General features: G+C 58.8%; 16 protein-coding genes and 1 tRNA gene. 10 read left to right on the forward strand and 7 right to left on the reverse strand.

Translation table 11 applies throughout. From position 1 onward, the window contains the following. The first annotated feature begins 76 nt into the window (after positions 1 to 76). From SynPROS71_RS08335 to SynPROS71_RS08350, 4 genes are read left to right on the forward strand one after another with little or no spacing between them, the layout of a single operon-like run. Entirely contained in the window at positions 77 to 829 is a 753-nt protein-coding gene (locus tag SynPROS71_RS08335; RefSeq protein WP_186594436.1) for a response regulator transcription factor, read from the forward strand. 5 nt (positions 830 to 834) lie between these two features. Continuing rightward, the gene (locus SynPROS71_RS08340; RefSeq protein WP_186594438.1) at positions 835 to 1986 is read left to right on the forward strand and encodes a cell wall metabolism sensor histidine kinase WalK; all 1152 of its coding nucleotides are present in this window, start codon (positions 835 to 837) and stop codon (positions 1984 to 1986) included. Positions 1987 to 1999: 13 nt separating this feature from the next. Next, positions 2000 to 2731 (forward strand): pseudouridine synthase, encoded by a 732-nt coding sequence (locus SynPROS71_RS08345; RefSeq protein ID WP_186594440.1) that lies wholly within the window; start codon positions 2000 to 2002, stop codon positions 2729 to 2731. Between the two features lie 7 nt (positions 2732 to 2738). Further along, a complete protein-coding gene (locus tag SynPROS71_RS08350; RefSeq protein ID WP_186594441.1) occupies positions 2739 to 3602 on the forward strand; it encodes a RodZ family helix-turn-helix domain-containing protein in 864 nt (287 codons plus the stop codon). Here the strand turns inward: SynPROS71_RS08350 and malQ are convergent. Both malQ and SynPROS71_RS08360 read right to left on the reverse strand, forming a co-directional pair. After that, entirely contained in the window at positions 3566 to 5098 is a 1533-nt protein-coding gene (gene malQ, locus SynPROS71_RS08355; RefSeq protein ID WP_186594443.1) for a 4-alpha-glucanotransferase, read from the reverse strand. The genes SynPROS71_RS08350 and malQ overlap by 37 nt on opposite strands. A 12-nt stretch (positions 5099 to 5110) precedes the next feature. Then, positions 5111 to 6319 (reverse strand): Coenzyme F420 hydrogenase/dehydrogenase, beta subunit C-terminal domain, encoded by a 1209-nt coding sequence (locus SynPROS71_RS08360; RefSeq protein ID WP_186594444.1) that lies wholly within the window; start codon positions 6317 to 6319, stop codon positions 5111 to 5113. Positions 6320 to 6403: 84 nt separating this feature from the next. Here SynPROS71_RS08360 and SynPROS71_RS08365 point away from each other — a divergent pair, with 84 nt between their 5' ends. Beyond that, positions 6404 to 7399, forward strand: coding sequence for an LCP family protein (locus SynPROS71_RS08365; protein WP_186594445.1), 996 nt, complete (start codon positions 6404 to 6406; stop codon positions 7397 to 7399). On the opposite strand, the gene SynPROS71_RS08370 is transcribed toward SynPROS71_RS08365, so the two are convergent. Beyond that, complete coding sequence (locus tag SynPROS71_RS08370) at positions 7338 to 7871, reverse strand: hypothetical protein (RefSeq protein WP_186594446.1); 534 nt, start codon at positions 7869 to 7871, stop codon at positions 7338 to 7340. The genes SynPROS71_RS08365 and SynPROS71_RS08370 overlap by 62 nt on opposite strands. A 99-nt stretch (positions 7872 to 7970) precedes the next feature. On the opposite strand from SynPROS71_RS08370, the gene SynPROS71_RS08375 reads away from it, so the two are divergent. Together SynPROS71_RS08375 and SynPROS71_RS08380 are read left to right on the forward strand one after the other, a co-directional pair. Then, entirely contained in the window at positions 7971 to 8966 is a 996-nt protein-coding gene (locus SynPROS71_RS08375) for a ribose-phosphate pyrophosphokinase (RefSeq protein WP_186594447.1), read from the forward strand. Positions 8967 to 9041: 75 nt separating this feature from the next. Beyond that, entirely contained in the window at positions 9042 to 10130 is a 1089-nt protein-coding gene (locus SynPROS71_RS08380; RefSeq protein WP_186594448.1) for a glycoside hydrolase family 10 protein, read from the forward strand. Positions 10131 to 10150: 20 nt separating this feature from the next. On the opposite strand, the gene pepN is transcribed toward SynPROS71_RS08380, so the two are convergent. The 3 genes from pepN to SynPROS71_RS08395 all read right to left on the reverse strand — a co-directional run bounded on the left by pepN (position 10151) and on the right by SynPROS71_RS08395 (position 13950). Then, positions 10151 to 12778, reverse strand: a complete 2628-nt coding sequence (gene pepN / locus SynPROS71_RS08385; protein WP_186594449.1) for an aminopeptidase N — start codon at positions 12776 to 12778, stop codon at positions 10151 to 10153. 80 nt (positions 12779 to 12858) lie between these two features. Then, positions 12859 to 13323: a cAMP phosphodiesterase gene (locus tag SynPROS71_RS08390; protein ID WP_186594450.1), complete on the reverse strand. Its 465-nt coding sequence runs from the start codon at positions 13321 to 13323 to the stop codon at positions 12859 to 12861. Between the two features lie 54 nt (positions 13324 to 13377). Further along, positions 13378 to 13950 (reverse strand): hypothetical protein, encoded by a 573-nt coding sequence (locus tag SynPROS71_RS08395; RefSeq protein WP_186594452.1) that lies wholly within the window; start codon positions 13948 to 13950, stop codon positions 13378 to 13380. A gap of 112 nt (positions 13951 to 14062) precedes the next feature. Between SynPROS71_RS08395 and SynPROS71_RS08400 the strand changes: the two genes are divergently transcribed. Both SynPROS71_RS08400 and SynPROS71_RS08405 read left to right on the forward strand, forming a co-directional pair. Further along, positions 14063 to 15205: a histidine kinase gene (locus SynPROS71_RS08400; RefSeq protein ID WP_186594453.1), complete on the forward strand. Its 1143-nt coding sequence runs from the start codon at positions 14063 to 14065 to the stop codon at positions 15203 to 15205. Positions 15206 to 15246: 41 nt separating this feature from the next. Continuing rightward, positions 15247 to 15319 (forward strand) — tRNA-Glu (locus SynPROS71_RS08405). 74 nt (positions 15320 to 15393) lie between these two features. Here SynPROS71_RS08405 and SynPROS71_RS08410 read toward each other — a convergent pair. After that, entirely contained in the window at positions 15394 to 15861 is a 468-nt protein-coding gene (locus SynPROS71_RS08410; RefSeq protein ID WP_255442502.1) for an SRPBCC family protein, read from the reverse strand. Positions 15862 to 16067: 206 nt separating this feature from the next. Between SynPROS71_RS08410 and petH the strand changes: the two genes are divergently transcribed. Continuing rightward, on the forward strand, positions 16068 to 17246 hold the full coding sequence (gene petH / locus SynPROS71_RS08415) for a ferredoxin--NADP reductase (RefSeq protein WP_186594455.1): 1179 nt from the start codon (positions 16068 to 16070) through the stop codon (positions 17244 to 17246). Position 17247 lies beyond the last annotated feature (1 nt).

Below are 17247 nucleotides of genomic sequence, written 5' to 3' on the forward strand. Positions count from 1 at the left end.
TACGAAACCAGAATGTTTCTTAACCTAACACCAAAGAACGTGGTTTCAAAAGCAAAAAGGCGTATCCATGTCCAGAATGGCTTCAGCGAAACGTTTTCTCGTGGTTGCTTCCGCAACGAGCACAGTGGGCACAGCAAAACTGCTCGTGGTTGAAGACGATGATTCAATCAGAGAAACGGTGGAGGAAGCCCTTCGTGCTGAAGGCTTCGATGTGAAGTCATGCGGTAATGGCGCCGACGCCCTGGCTCTCCTTGCCGAACCAGGCACCAAAGATGTGGATCTGCTTGTACTCGACCTGATGCTTCCAGGCCTTGGTGGGCTCGATCTCTGCCGGCAACTGCGCAAACTCAATAACCAGACCCCCGTGTTGGTCATCAGTGCGCGGGACAGTGAAACCGACAGAGTGCTCGGTCTTGAAGTGGGCGCTGACGATTACCTCGTCAAACCCTTCGGCCTGCGAGAACTGGTCGCACGCTGTCGAGCCTTGCTGCGACGCACCCAACAGATCGCGTCCGTCCCAAATGAGGATCGCCAGGTTGTTCAGAGTGGCAACCTCTGTCTTTATGCCCAGGAGTGCCGTGTCACCCGCGACGGCGAGGACCTAACGCTTTCCCCCAAGGAGTACAAAATCCTCGAACTACTGATTCGAAATCCCAAGAGGGTCTGGAGCAGAGATCAGTTATTGGAAAGAATCTGGGGGATCGACTTTGTCGGAGACACCAAAACCGTTGATGTCCACATCCGCTGGTTAAGAGAAAAGATTGAGGAGGAGCCATCCTCTCCCGAACACATTCGCACCGTTAGGGGATTCGGCTACCGCTTCGGTTAATCATCGTGAGCGCAGGAACTGGAGTTGTTCTCGGACTCATCATCGGAATTGCTGGAGGTTGGATTCTCGCTGGCAGACAACGAGGCTCCGCAGCCAGAGGCTCCAAAGCGCACCTGATGCCATCAGTGCTGTCAGGTCATTCGCTGACCACACCCCAATTGCTGGCCTGGATCGATGCGGCCACCCAGGGATGGTTGATCCTCACGCCTGATCTGACGATCGGATATATCAATTCCCGGGCTGAACGCCTACTGCAGTTCTCCAGCAATCTGCTGGTCCGCGGCCAGCCACTCGACGAGGTGCTTTCAGTGCCTGAGCTAGAGGAGGCGATCATCAGCGTGCGCCATCAACAGCGACCGCAACGCTGTGAGTGGGAACAGCAGAGGATTCCCCTCGAAGCAATCGTGCTGCCGGGTTCGGATGAATGGCTTCTGGTCCTGCTTCAAAACAGGCAGTCCCTGGAAGCCCAGCAGCAGCAGCAGGAGCGCTGGGTCAGCGACGTCGCCCACGAACTCAAAACCCCGCTGACGGCGTTGATGCTGGTGAGTGACCGGCTCGAGGGAGCCGTCAGCGAAGACGATGGTGTTTTGGTTGAACGCCTGCAAAGAGAGCTCCGCCGTTTGCAATTAATGGTGGAAGATCTTCTGGAGCTTTCTCGCCTTGAAAACATCCTCCCTCGGGACCAAGTTGATTATTCGGCCCTGAATCTGGATCAGCTTGTTGAAGGAGCCTGGAACAGCATTCGCCCGCTCGCTGATCAAAGGGATGTGTCTCTGTCGATCAACACCGATGAGCCCGGGCCGCTTCTGGGCGATCAACGCCGGCTGCATCGAGCCGTTCTCAATCTCCTCGACAACGCACTGCGTTATTCCCCCGATCACGACTCCGTCGAAGTCGACATTCTTCCCAGCGGCGGTTGGTGGTTGCTCTCTGTCAGAGATCACGGGCCAGGGCTGAGCGAAACCGATCTCAGCAATATGTTCCAGCGTTTTTATCGGGGCGATCCCTCCAGAGCCCGATCCAACCGCAGTGGCAGTGGTCTCGGCCTAGCCATCGTTCAGCAGATCGCGGTGAACCATGGCGGCCGCGTCCAGGCCAGAAATCATCCTGATGGAGGTACATCGATGGAACTTCTGCTTCCGAAAGGACAGGCATGAGTGGAGCTCAACCTTGACGCGCCAACGACTGCAGAAACTGATTGCTTCTGCAGGGGTCTGCTCCCGACGCAAGGCTGAGGATCTCTTGCGAGACCATCGGGTCCGCGTGAATGGACAGCTGGCAACCATTGGAGACCAGGCCGATCTAGACCTTGACACCATTGAAGTGGACGGCCGTCCGCTTCAGAAAGCCCCCCCAGCCCGGGTGCTTCTACTGAACAAACCAGCGGGAGTGATCTGCAGCTGCCGGGACCCACAGAGACGTCGAACCGTGCTCGAGCTCGTACCTGCGGATCTGAGAGAGGGCCTGCACCCCGTCGGCCGGCTGGATGCAGACAGCCGAGGCGCCTTGCTTCTGAGCAACCAGGGGGAGCTCACGTTGAAACTGACCCATCCCCGGTATAACCACCGCAAGACTTACCGGATCACGGTGGCTGGCTTGCCCGATACCGAAAAGCTCAATCAATGGAGACGGGGAGTCGTTCTCGATGGGACGGTCACGCGCCCTGCTGAGGTGAAACTTGTAAAGGGGACTCACCAGACCAGTGTGCTGGAGATCGTCCTGCGTGAAGGACGCAATCGGCAGATCCGCAGAATCGCGCTCGCTCTGGGCCATCGCGTACTCGATCTCCAGCGAATCGCCATCGGTGATCTCACCCTCGGTTCGATGGGGGAGGGCTGCTGGAGAGAGCTTTCCAAGCAAGAATGGACAGGTTTGATCAGCACCGAGGCCGATCGGGCATAACCCAGACATGGCTTGGATCAAACGCTTTCTCCCATGGCGCCGCCGCCAATCCAGCAAGGATGCGGTCGATCGCTCGAATGCGACCAGTCATGCAGACCCCGCTGAAGCCGCCGGGCAACTGTTGCGACAACAGCGCGAGCAACGCGGCCTGAGCTTGCGGGACTTGTCCAGGCAAGTGCGCATCACCACTCCTGTTTTGGAGGCGCTGGAGCGGAACTGGCCAGAGCGCCTGCCGGAGGCTGCCTATCTGGTGGCGATGTTGCATCGCTTGGAAGAGTGTCTCGAACTTGAGCCGGACAGTCTTCGGGGAGCCCTACGGGAACAGGCGCTTCCATTTCAGGGCTCTCCACAAACACGGCGCACCCGCTTCACCGTTGGCAGCATCGACATCTTCACCACCTGGCAGGGGAGTGTTCTCTACGGGGTGGTGATCGTTGGTTCGGTGTTGGCCCTCAATCACCAACAACGTCAGTTGGCCCTCAACAACGCGATCACGCTCACGCCCGTCCCCTTGGATCTCACGAGCGAGTCCGAGGCTTTATTGCAAGGGCTTCGCCCTCTCCAGGATCTGCGCAATGCGAGTCCTGCTGAGGCGATTCCCGATCTGACGGCCCCCCAACCTCTCCCTGGAGTCCTGGAGATCAAACTCAATCAGCCAAGCGCTGTGGATCTGAGCAGCAAAGGAGGGGATCGAACCAAGCTGCAAGGCGCGATCGGAACTTTCACGCTCCAGCTCCTGCCGCCTGTGCAGATCAAAATCCAGCCAGCTCCGCAAGCAGGCTCTGTCCTCTGGGACGGTGCCGCTCTGAAGTCGGTGAAAGACCAGCCCGGGCTTTACCGCCTGGACCAGACCTCGGCACGCAACCCATAGCCTTCCAATGCACCTTCGAGAGCGGCATCAAAGGCCGGCAATCTCCACATCCAGTTTCCGCCCACCGTGCCCGGTGTGTTGAAACGGGCCGAATCATTCAAGTGAAGAAGATCCTGCAGAGGGGCCACCACCAACGCAGCAGACGTCGAGAGACCCAGTTCAAGCAGCTGCCATCCGGGGGCCTCAACGCTGCGCTCAAGCGTGGCGGTGAACTGGTCTTTTGACGACTGATCCAGACGCTCCCACCAACCCAGGCTCGTGGGATTGTCGTGGGTTCCGGTATAAACCACCCAGCCATTGCCTTTGATGTTGCTTGGAAGGTAGGGATTGTCTGCATTCCCATCAAAGGCGAACTGCAGAACCTTCATGCCGGGGAGATGAAAACGATCGCGAAGTCGCTCCACATCCGGGGTGATCACTCCGAGATCCTCAGCCACGATGGGCAGGTATCCACCGATGTCACGCCTTAGAAAGGCCAGAAGTTCGCCACCAGGGGAGCGTTGCCAGCGTCCGTTGATGGCCGTGTCATCCTCGCCGGGAACCGACCAGTAAGCAGCCAGAGCACGGAAATGGTCGAGCCGAAGCCTGTCGGCGAGATCCCATTGACGCCTTAAGCGATCACGCCACCAGCGGAATCCTGTCTGACGATGCCGTCCCCAGGTGTAAACGGGGGTCCCCCAGAGCTGGCCAGTGGCGGAGAAGTAATCCGGAGGAACACCACTCTGCTGACGGAGACGTCCATCACCGGCAATCGAAAACAGCGAGCGGTTGCTCCATACATCGGCGCTGTCGCGAGCGACATAGAACGGAAGATCGCCGAGGATTTCCACGCCAAGGTCGCTTGCTAGGGCGCGGAGCTGGCGCCACTGACGATCGAGATGCCACTGAAGAAGATCCTGCTCAAGAAGTTCATCCTGATGTGAGCAGCGCCATTGCTCCAATGCCGTATCGCGGTGGACCGCCAGCTCATGTGCCCAGTCCCACCAAGGCAAACCTGCTGACTCACGACGCAGCACCATGAAGGCGGAGTGATCACGAAGCCAACGCGCCTGATCAACGCACCACCGCTGAAAGGCCTGGTGGCGATCGGCAGATTGCTCTGACCAACGGAGGCGCAGTGATCTGGCGAGCGCGTTGGCCCGTTGATCAGCCAAAGCGAAATCAAGGCCCTCGGCTCTTTCTCCGTTTGCCTCAGTCCCTTGGGGAAGGGCCAACACATCATCGGGGGCGATGAACCCTTCGTCGCTCAGATCCTGGGCATCGAGCAACCAGGGATTGATGGCGAAACTGGATGGTGAGCTGTATGGAGAGCCCGTGCCGTCCGGTGGGGCCAGCGGCAGCACTTGCCACACCTTGATTCCCTGGCGAGCGAGCGAATGAAGCCAGCCACGAGCCGCAGCACCAAAACTGCCGCACACCGGTGATTCTGGAAGAGCTGTGGGGTGCAGGAGCACACCAACCCTGCGACTCGATGCGGTCCCTCTTGGATGGGGCATAGACGCGATGAATCAGCGGGCGGGCAAGCGATAGCGCTCAACGATGCGTCGCGCAAAGGCGGGCAGATGGCGCTCCACCATCTCAGGATGATGCCGCCGGAGCCAGAGCGCATTTCTGGTGAAGTGGGAATCAATGGAGAAGCGGCCGTATTCCAGTCCTTTCGGCCCGACCCGCTGCACGATCCAGCCCACAACCTCCGCCAGCCACATGGGCAGTCGCAGGGCTTTGTCATAGGCGTCGATGCCCTGCTGAACAGCCTGGCGACGATCTCCTCGGCTCGACACCGGCGCCTGATCGAGTTCCGCTTCCACCAACTTGAGCAATTCCTCCCCTCGTGAATTACGCACAACCAACCACTGGCGTCCGAATTCAGCACCCATGTAGCCAACAACCAGGTCGGCACCGGCGTTGACGTAGTCGAAGCAACTCAGACAGCTTGGCGCGAAAACATCCTTGAGAGTCGGCGTATCGAGACCGAAGAAGGGGACGGTTTCCGCGTGACCATCGCTGTGCCTGAAATGAATCCTGAAATCCTGCATGAATTCGTAGTGCACCACCGTGTCCGGTGAGGCGCTAGCGCTCTCCAGAAAGGTCTGAAGCCCCTCGCGGGAGACATTGTCCACACAGGGGAGACCCAGCACGTAAAGCGCATCGAGCGGGAGGGTGTCCTGCACGGCACGCAGCGCCTGAATCTGGCAGCCCACACCAATCGCCAGCAGTCGTTTGATCCCACTGCCTGGCAATTGCTCGAGAACCGAGAGGTTGTTCGACAGGGTGGGCTTATTGACCCTTGCCGCAAGAACCTGCTCCGGAGTGCGTGCCAGAACAGGCATCGGCGTGAAGCGATCGTCAGGGCTCTGCTGAACGCAGAGCACGGCATCAACAAGACCCGTCTCCAACGCGCGGACTCCCAGACGACTGACAATCCCGGTCCACTGGGCTCCATCGATCGGTGTCTGCAAACGCGCAGTGAGCATCCGCTGCTGCACACCGAAATACAGCTCATCGTCTTGATCGAGATTGCGGGTACGGCCGTGGGCCTTGCGTTCCATCCCATCGAAGTCTTGATGAAGGAAGGCACAGGCCTGGCGGACATAAGCAACCCAGCGCGAATCACAGAGGCCGCAATCACTGCAGAGGTCCTTGGCAGGACGGATCCGATCGCGGGGAATCGGCCGCGCCTGATCGTGGGGAAGCGGTGAAGCGGGGGAAGACGTCACAGACAGCTCAAGCCTGGAGAGAGGTCAACGCTAATCAGTGAGAGTTGAGCAAGACTGGAACGCCTGAAGCAACAACAGCGCGTCATGGAGGGTTCGGCACCGGCAGGAGACGCAGCACAGGGACGTGTGAAGCGATGGCTGGGGACGAAACCAAGCCGCACTGTGCTGAGAATCGCCGCTGCAGTGATCGGTGCAGGACTGATTGGCGGAGGGCTCGCGCTGATCTGGCCAAAACCTGATCCGATTGCCGCAGCTCCACCCTCCCCTGATGACCCTGCCAGCCTGGCACCCCTCCCGGAGCGGTCGGTCATGGTGCTGCTGGTTGGCCTTGATTCGGATGCGATCAACGATCCTTCAAACCGTGCAGCTCCCAAAGGTCCAGCCAACGCCGACAGCCTGATGCTGATCAGGGTTGAGGCTGGAGAAGCGCTGCAAGTGCTTCAGGTACCAACGGAGCTGGCCGTGCAACTGCCCGGTCGCGAAGGGTTGCAGCCCCTCGCCAGGGCCTATCGAGAAGGGGGGGTGGCGCTCACCGCCGATGTCATCGCTGAAGTCGTGGGACTCCCTGCCGGCGAACCCGATCGTTACCTGGTGATGCCCCGTCAGGCTCTGCGAGTACTTGTGGACAGTCTCGGAGAAGTGGAGGTGAGCCTCAACCAGTCGTACAACCGCCAAGACAAAGCGCAGAACTACACCGTCAACCTGCAGGCCGGCCGCCAGACGCTCAATGGCCGTCAAGCTGAACAATTGGCCAGACACCGCCCCAATCCCAATGACGATGGTGCTCGCAGAGCCCGCCAACAGCGTCTGGTGCGCGGTATTCACGACCAGCTCAGGCAACCCAATGCCGTCGCCTTGCTTCCGGATGTGATTGGCGAGGTTTCAGCGCAGGTCTCAACCGACCTCACCCCCTCCGAAATGCTCAGCCTTGCGGCAGCAGCCCTGAGCAGCACCGAGCCCCCTGTGATCAGCCAGCTGACGCTGGCACCACGAGCCGGCCAGCAGCAACTTCGCGAGCTCAAGCCCGATCAGGCCCTTCCTCTCTGGCCACCTGAGCCCAACGCGAGCGCAGGCAACTGATCAGACCGCAGAGATCGTCATCGGGTCCCTGGAGACATCCACACCAGGGAAGGCCATCGGCCCTGCGGGCGGAACGGCTCCAGGATCCGCCCAGTTGCACGAGACCAAGCAGCTCAACGTGAAGCGATCGGGCCAGGGCCACCGATGCGGGAACGATGCCGGCAAAACGTCCGTCCTTCCGTGGCTCAGCCAGCATCAAAACAGGAACATGCCAGCAGGCGAGGGCCTCAAGCCAGCTGCCTTCCCCGCACTCATCCACGGCGACATCGCCACTCACCCGCAAGAGCGTGGGCTCCGATGATCCGCCAGATAATCGGCTGGTGATTTGTTGCAGACAGGGATGGGGTGCGGCTCCCGAGGCCTGTTCGATCAGGGTCGCCCCAAACGCTTCCGCCAGCCTGCGGGAGGCCGAGGCCATGGCCCCTTCACCCAGCCTTCCGGCTCCGATCACCACGAGAAGGTTGTTCGCCATGGCGGCACCCTAGAAGCCGTGGATGGGTGGAAGAGGTGTGGTTGGGGTGTCCCATGCACCACTACCATCGGAATACCAAGTTTCTCGTTCGCGGGCATCGTGACCGGATTCCTGACTGCAGCCCGCGCCGAACAGGAGAAGATCCAGCACGACACGCGGCGACTCCGCCTGTTCAGCGGCACGTCGAATCCTGCTCTGGCACGGGAAATCGCAGCGTATTTGGGCGTGCCCGATGGCCCGAGGGTCTGCAAACGCTTTGCCGACGGTGAGCTCTATGTGCAGATCCAGGAATCCATCCGAGGCTGCGATGTTTTCCTGATCCAGCCCACCTGTGCTCCGGTGAATGATCACTTGATGGAGCTGCTGATCATGGTCGACGCCTGTCGTCGTGCTTCAGCAAGGCAGATCACTGCAGTCGTCCCCTATTACGGTTACGCACGGGCGGATCGGAAGACCGCAGGCCGGGAATCCATCACGGCCAAGCTCACAGCCAATCTCCTGGTCAAGTCAGGGGTGGACAGGGTGCTGGCCATGGATCTTCATTCCGCGCAGATCCAGGGTTACTTCGACATTCCCTGCGATCACATTTACGGCTCCCCAGTGCTTGTGGATTACCTCTCCGCCCAGGAGCTCGGCGAGGTTGTGGTTGTTTCACCGGATGTGGGTGGTGTGGCACGGGCGAGAGCCTTTGCCAAGCAAATGAACGATGCTCCGCTGGCCATCATCGATAAACGCCGCACAGGTCACAACATGGCCGAGAGCCTCACCGTGATCGGGGATGTGCACCAACGCACGGCGATCCTCATCGACGACATGATCGACACCGGGGGCACCATTTGCGCCGGTGCCCGGCTGTTGCGTCAACAGGGGGCAAGCCGGGTGATCGCCTGTGCGACCCATGCCGTGTTCTCGCCGCCGGCATCCGAGCGCTTATCAACGGACGGACTGTTTGAGCAAGTTGTGGTGACCAACAGCATTCCGATCCCATCGGATCGCATGTTCCCCCAACTCCAGGTGCTGTCGGTCGCCAACATGCTCGGTGAAGCGATCTGGCGCATTCATGAGGAGAGTTCCGTCAGCTCGATGTTCCGCTGAACTCGGGTTGTGATGCTTTCACCGCGAACTTTTCGTCGAAGCAGCGCTGGTGCCATCGCTGCGTTGGCCCTGGTCATGACCACGACGGGCGCTCAGGCCGGACTCCCCTCCGTTCAACCGAAACGCACCCTGGGTGTCTGGCTCACCAACAGCCCAAGCCCTCTGTACTACGACCGAACAACGCTGTTAAAGGCGATGGACGAATTGCAGCAGGCAGGGTTCACAGCGTTGTATCCGAATGTATGGAGCCGAGGCACCACCTTTCATCGCAGTCGGTTCGCACCGGTGGAGCCAGCCCTGCGCAAGGCAGGACTCAATCTTGACCCGATCTGCACCATCAGCAAGGAGGGCCGCAAACGCGGCATGAAGGTGATTCCGTGGTTTGAATATGGCCTGATGGAGCCTGCGAGTGCCGCGGTGGTGGCGCAGCATCCGGAATGGGTGTTGACACGCCGGAATGGCAATCCCGTGATGAGGATGCACGGGAAAGAGATGGTTTGGCTCAACCCAGCCCACCCTGAAGTGCGCGAGCGGTTCATCGGTCTTGTGGTGGAAGTGATGAAGCGCTGCAAGATGGATGGACTGCAGCTCGATGATCATTTCGCCTGGCCTGTGGAACTGGGCTATGACCCCTACACATCGGCGCTTTACCAGCAAGACACCGGGCTTCAACCACCCAAAGACCACACCAATCGCTACTGGATGACCTGGCGACGGCGTCAGTTGACTGGACTGCTTCGCGAGCTACGCCAGCGCTTGGATGAGGAATCGCTTCCACAGAAAATCAGCCTCTCACCAGGCCCTTTTCGATTTGCCTATAACCATTGGCTGCAGGACTGGGAGCTCTGGGCGGTTGGCGAGTTGATCGATGATCTGGTCGTTCAGAATTACGCTTACTCCCTAAAAGGTTTCGCCAAAGATCTCAATCAGCCAGCGCTGCGCAAAGCTCGCCAATGGGGATTACCGGTGCAGATTGGCATCCTCGCGGGGTTTGGAAAACGCACCACACCGATTCCTGTGCTGGCTGAAAAAAAACGGCTCAGCAACCAACAAGGCTACGGAGTCATTTACTTCTACTGGGAAGGTCTCTGGGGTCAATACAGCGGACAAGAGGGGCCTGCCTTCCGCTTTGATGCTTTTCAAAGCCTCGGTGCTCAGGATTGAACATCGAGGCTTTGGCTTTCTCAGGCCTGCATCAGTGTGACCACTTCACGGGTGTTGGTCGAGAGATCAGCCTCCGCCAGCACAGCTAGAGCATGTTGAACAGCAGCTTTGCGCTCTTGTCCGTAGGTATGCCAACGGCTGAAGACCTTGGCCAGTCTTGAGGCTGTAATCGGATTCCTGGCATCCACCGCGATGATCTGGTGGGCCATGAATCTGTAGCCGCTGCCATCCAGCGCATGAAACACGCTGGGATTGCCAACAAGCCCACCCAGCACGGCCCGCACGGAGTTAGGAGCCATCGGATCGAATCGAGGGTGCTGCAGGAGGGCCTCGACGCGCGCGAGTGCATCCGGTCGAGGAGTGGATGCTTCCAACGCAAACCAGGTATCGAAGATCACTGGGCGGTCCTGCCAGCGGTCATGAAACACCTGGAGCGCTTGCAGACGCTGGGGACAGTCGATCGGTTGAAGGGCTCGCAGGGCTGCACGGGCGAGGGTCATCGATGGACCGCTCACAGCTGCCAGCGCAGCATTGCGCACCCCTTCGTCGCCCGCCGCTGCCAGCCAGCTCCAGATCAGGGCCGTGAGCTGACGCTCCCCTTGCCCAGCAGGCCAGGGCGCTTGCAGAGATTCCGCACTGGACGCCAGTCGCTGCCGCAGCGCATCAGCGAGTCGTGATCCGAACAGTTCGCGCAGCGCACAGGCGGCCTGAAACAGGGCCGGTGGATCGGCCTCATCCTGCAGGGCCTCCAACTCAGCCAATCCGGGAAAGGCCAACAGTGTGGCGAGAACGGCGGGATCCTTTTCCCCGGCAGGGGACAGCAACTGGCTGAGTGCGTCCAGCATCCGCTCCTCGAGAGGTGAATCGTCACCACCCGATGCCCGAGCCAGCAGGAGACGCTTCCAGATCTGCTGCCCGGCATCCCAGCGGGCAAACGCATCGGTGTCTTGCGCGAACAGGGCAAAGAGGTCATCGTCGCCCTGCTGAGCCGTCCAGGTCACCGGAGCTGAAAACTGCCGGAACAGCGAGAGCACTGGAGGCTGAGGAGTGCAGGCCAAACCCTCGAGAACGACAGTTTGCTGGTCTTGATCAAGAACAAGCAAGCGCTCATCACCAGCGCGACCATCAGTGTTCAGAACACTCCAGAGAACGGGAATGACAACCGGCAGTTTGTCTGGCTGGCCAGGTGTGGGTGCCGTGGACTGGCGAAACGTCAGCGTCAAACGTCCTGCCGTTGCGTCCCATTGCCGATCCACCGACACATGGGGAGTGCCGGCCTGGTGATACCAACGCTTGAACTGCTCAGGCTGAAAGTTGAGAGGAGTGCCATCCTCAGTCGCGCCTTCAACAATCGCCGCTAAAAAATCCTCGGTTGTGGCGGCGTCTCCGTCATGGCGTTGGAAATACAGACGCATCCCCCGCATGAAGCGCTCATCCCCCAGAAGGGTGCGCAGCATGCGAATCAGCTCGGCACCTTTCTCATAGATTGTCGTTGTGTAGAAGTTATCGATGGCCTGGTAGGCATCAGGCTTCACTGGGTGGGCTGTGGGTCCAGCATCCTCACGAAACTGGGTGTTGCGCAGCATCGCGGCATCCTCGATGCGTTTAAGCGCTGAGGAATGCAGATCGGCGGTGAAGCACTGGTCGCGGAACACTGTGAGACCTTCCTTGAGCGACAGTTGAAACCAGTCGCGACAAGTGATCCGATTTCCAGACCAATTGTGGAAATATTCGTGAGCGACCACGCTCTCGATGCGTTCCAGTTCTCCATCAGTGGCTGTTTCTGCATCAGCAAGAACCAACTTCGAATTGAAAATATTCAGACTCTTGTTCTCCATGGCGCCCATGTTGAAGTGGCGCACCGCAACCGTATTGAACTCGTCAAGGTCGTACTCGAGACCGTAAACCTGTTCATCCCAGGCCATGGATCGCTTGAGGGACTGCATGGCATGGGCGGTGTAGGGCTCATCCCCCGCTTCCACATGCAGCCGCAACGTCACGCGACGGCCGGATGAAGTGGTGAAGTGATCTCTGATTTCCTTCAAGTCCCCCGCCACCAGGGCAAAGAGATAGGACGGCTTCGGGAACGGGTCTTCCCAAACCACAGCGTGACGGCCGGGTGACTGAGGAATGGGCCCGGCTTCAACAGCGTTGCCGTTGGAGAGAAGGACTGGATAACACTCACGGTCCGCCTCAATGCGCACTCGGAAGCGACTGAGCACATCCGGACGGTCAGGATGAAAGGTGATGCGCCGGAATCCCTCGGCTTCGCATTGCGTGGTGAGCATGCCCCCACTGGCGTAAAGCCCTTCAAGCGAACCGTTGGCTGCCGGATCGAGCTTGCACACCGTCGTCACGGTGAAGGGTTGATTCGGAGTTGCGTGAATCTGGAGTGTGTTGCCGCTCAGGCTGTAGGAGTCAGCATCGAGGGCATGGCCATCAAGAGCCACGGAGAGCAAGTCAAGATCAACCCCCTGAAGACGCAGGGGTTCAGGGAATTGCAGGACCGGCTCAAGATGGAGATCAGCCGTTACCTGAACGTCGTGCTCCTGAATCACGACGTTCAGCTCTGTCTTCGGAATCCTGAAGGGAAACGGCCGGTAATCCTCAAGACGAACGGTGGGCTGAGGGGAGGGGCTGCTGACCATGAACGTCTCACGCTCAACAGATCCTGACTCCCCCATCACGGTGCTGACGAGGGTGAAAACCTCACCCTCGTATCTGTTGATTACTGACCGCCGGCCTGTTGCTTCTTGATCGCTTCCTCCACCTTGGTCTTCACATCGGCAGGCACCTTGTCAGGACAGAACTGAAGTGCCCCAGTGATGATTTGGAACTCCGCGCCTGCAAACAGCTGTTCATTGGTGAGCTTCTTACTGCCGGTGGATGCCACAAGACCACCATGGCGGCCGTTCAGCAGCTGCACATAGGTCGCTGCAGCGATACCAACAGCCTTCGGGAACTCAACGCCAGCGGTTCTGGCGTTGCAGACATAAGAGGAACCCATCCCGCGGTAGAGGAAGATGTCGCTATCGGAGGCAGGCTTCGACTGGGGCTTGGCTGCGCCCTGGGCCAAAACGGCAGGAGTCACCAGAGCAAGAGACAACATGGCCAGAGGAGCGGCCATCACGGAACGGAATTGACGGAGTGAAGCCAAGAATCCTGACCAATTAACGCAGCCATGCTGCACCATTCCCCAGGATTCGCACCACTGGGTGAGGCACTGAACCTGAACCGTCCCTATCCCCTAGCCGGGAATCGGTGCGGACGCATCTTCCACACGCGTTTCATGATGATGTTCCACGATTTCTAAATCTCCCTTCTGCCAGCTGTAGATGGCTCTTGAGCGGAAACGATCCTGATCAATCAGGCGCGTGTATTCCTGTACATCCCAGTCGAGGTAATGGGACTCGAACACAACCTCATGTTCGTCAACCTGACGGATGCGCGTTTTGGATTCAACCTCTTCGAGATAGGCACGGCTTCGCTGCAGCTGATGGCCCAGCAAGGTGGCCTCCATGACCCCTTCACGCTGATAGCGAGGTTTTTTTTCGAAGAAGTCGGTTTCGTGTTCAGGCCACCAACTCATGCGGTAACGCGGTTTGCCGACGCGGGATTCCGCAAAAATCTCCACACGAATCATCATGTCGAGGAACAACACTTCCTCGTTCTTGAAAACGTACTGACGCCGAGAGCGCCAAAGTCCCAAATTGCGAGCAAACCAACGACGCAGGTTGCCGTCGAGGGGAACCCGCGGAGAAGCGGGGGAATCCCCGTCTGGCGGCTGAGCGCCGCGACGTTCGACAGGCAGAAGGGGCATGCTGTGTCCTGGGTGACAACAGTCTGTACAAAAAAGTCTTAGCGGTTCTGCCGCTCTTTGCAAAAACCCATAAGGTGAGGCTCAACTTTGGGAGCCTCACCTGGTGGTCGGGATGGATCCCACACCACGACAGCAACTGAGCCTTCTTCTTGTTGCTGGTCGTCACCACCTTTCGAGCGGTGATCTGCGCTCCCTGATCCAGTTTCTGGAGAATGAGGACTGCGGTTTCGACGTCACGCTTCAGGTTGCTGATCCTTTGCAGCAGCCTGAATTGCTGGAGCTTCACCGATTGGTAGTGACACCAGCGCTGGTGAAACTTCAGCCGGTTCCGAAGCAGGTGTTTGCTGGCAGCAGCATTTTTCAGCAGCTGAGGGGATGGCTACCGCGCTGGCAGCAGGACGAAGTCGTCAGTGGGCTCGGGCTCAGCCTCAAGCCGACGGAGCTGGATGGCAGTCGCACACAACGAGAGCTCCAACTGGAAGATCAACTTCTTGTTCTGCGTCAGGAAAATGAAACACTGATCGACCGCCTGCAATCCCAGGAACGATTGCTGCGCATGGTGGCCCATGAACTGCGAACGCCTCTGACCGCAGCCACCCTCGCGTTGCAGAGTCAACAACGGGGGCAAATCGATCTCAATCGCTTCAGGGATGTTCTGAAACGGCGCCTCGAGGAGATCGCTTTGCTGTCGAAAGATCTGCTGGAGGTCGGGAGCACCCGCTGGGAGGCCCTGTTCAACCCTCAGCGACTTGATCTGGCCAGTGTTGCAGCGGAAGCGATCCTGGAGCTGGAGAAGCTTTGGTTCGGCAGAAATGTGACCATCCAAACCGATATTCCTGCCGACCTTCCCCTGGCCTATGCCGATCAACGACGCATGCGCCAGGTGCTTCTGAATCTCCTGGAAAACGCCCTTAAATACACCCAGGACGGCGGAACGATTGCCGTGAGCATGCTGCACCGCACCAGTCAGTGGATCCAGGTCAGCATCAGCGACAGCGGTCCAGGCATTCCAGAAGAGGAGCAGCAACGCATCTTTCTCGACAGGGTCCGCCTTCCGCAGACCTCCGGGGGGACATCTGGGTTCGGTGTTGGGCTATCGGTCTGCAGACGCATTGTGGAGGTGCATGGCGGACGCATCTGGGTGATCTCTGAACCGGGCAAGGGTGCATGCTTCACCTTCACTGTTCCTGTGTGGCAAGGACAGGGTCAGGAGAAGATGTCCACAGTCTTGACGGAGGGTCAGTTGGCCCCGTAATTTCATTTAGTGATCGGGAGCACACCCAAGATCACGGCCTCGCCCCCATCGTCTAGAGGCCTAGGACACCTCCCTTTCACGGAGGCGACAGGGGTTCGAATCCCCTTGGGGGTATCAATCAATCAGTTTGTCATTGAATTCAATCAAGTGAATGATTGAAGACTTGAATCATTGATTAAAGACTTGAATTAACGAGAACGTCGACGGATCGCTTCTTTTTCTACTGCAAGTAAATTTTCAGTGAGGTCAGTTCTCAGGCGCTGTTCGATCAGCGCCACAGGCATGCCAAGACATCCCTGAACCGTTAGGTCGTAAAGAAGAAGGGTGGCATCGGGAACAGCCTGAAGTCGCCAACATCCTTCGAAACGGCGAAAATCGCCTTTCAGCATGCGGAACTGAAGCAGCCCTTCCGGCCGATGTTCCGTCAACTCAAGCTGAACTGAAGCGGAAAACTTCAGCCCCAGAAGCTGCTGGCTGCCGATCTGGGAGAGCGTCACCAAACTGCCTTGCCGGGCCAGAAGGGTGCTGCGCGACAGGTTTGGGATGAACTCGCTCAGCGCTTCGTAGTCGGTCAAAACCTCCCAGAGCTCCTTCACAGGCAGTGAAGTCCGCAGCTGCACGGCCAAACGACGCACGCCCTGGGGGAGGCGCTCCATGGTCTGCTCGATCGGCTGGTGCTGGCCCAGTGGGGCGCGCTGAAGAGTCTTCAAGGAGACTTCGATGGTCAACCTGAGAAAGATAACAACGGAATCTTAATGAAAGTCAGCCACACGACCAGCTCATTGAGCTGAACCACGACAGAACGCATGACAATCCAAGGTCACGCCTATGATCGCGCCGTCTTTAAGGCAAGCGGGATCTCATGCGCGTCAGCTCTGCAGCGAACAACACCTACAACGAACGGGTGTTCACGTTGGTTGTTGTCGGCCTGCAGTCGTCAAAGCAGCGCCGGTCCGAACAAACCTTCACAGTGTCTTACGACCGCCTGCAGTCCACCGTTCAGCGCATTAATGCTTGTGGTGGAAGAATTCTGTCGGTGACAGCCGGCACCGCTTCTGCCGCAGCCCACACCACTGGCTCGGCAGCCTCCAACGTCTCAAAAGCCTCCGCCACCTCCACCGTGACCGAAACCCCACACAAGCCTGCACACAAGGCTGTGCCTGTGAACCTCTACAAGCCCAGGGCACCCTTCATGGGCACCGTCACGGAGAACTACAGCCTGCTGAAAGAAGGGGCGATCGGACGGGTGCAACACATCACCTTTGACCTCAGCGGTGGTGATCCCCATCTCGAGTACGTCGAAGGCCAATCCATCGGCATCATTCCCGAAGGTGAAGACGCGAAGGGGAAACCCCACAAGCTGCGTCTCTACTCGATCGCCAGCACGCGTCACGGCGACAACATGGCTGACCACACGGTGTCCCTCTGTGTTCGCCAGTTGGAATACAAAAATGATGCCGGCGAAGAGATCAAAGGGGTCTGCTCGACCTACCTCTGCGACATCGAGCCAGGAACCAAAGTGAAGATCACCGGTCCGGTGGGCAAGGAGATGCTCCTCCCCGATGACGAGGACGCCAACGTGATCATGTTGGCCACCGGCACTGGTATTGCGCCGATGCGCACCTACCTCCGCCGCATGTTCGAGCCCTCAGAACGGGAAAAGAACGGCTGGACCTTCCGGGGCAAGGCCTGGCTGTTCATGGGTGCACCGAAAACTCCGAACCTTCTCTACGACGAGGACTTTGAGCGTTACGAGCGCGAGTATCCCGACAGTTTCCGCTACACGAAGGCCATCAGCCGCGAGCAGCAGAACAGCAAGGGCGGACGCATGTACATCCAGGACCGCGTCCTCGAACACGCCGATGAAATTTTCTCGATGATCGAGAACCCCAAAACGCACGTTTACATGTGCGGTTTGCGGGGCATGGAACCAGGCATCGATGAGGCGATGAGCGCCGCTGCTGCGGCCAAGGGTCTCGATTGGTCGGAGCTGCGCCCCCAGCTCAAGAAAGCCGATCGTTGGCATGTGGAGACTTATTGAG

The organism is Synechococcus sp. PROS-7-1 (genome assembly GCF_014279795.1).
Classification (GTDB): Bacteria; Cyanobacteriota; Cyanobacteriia; order PCC-6307; family Cyanobiaceae; genus Synechococcus_C.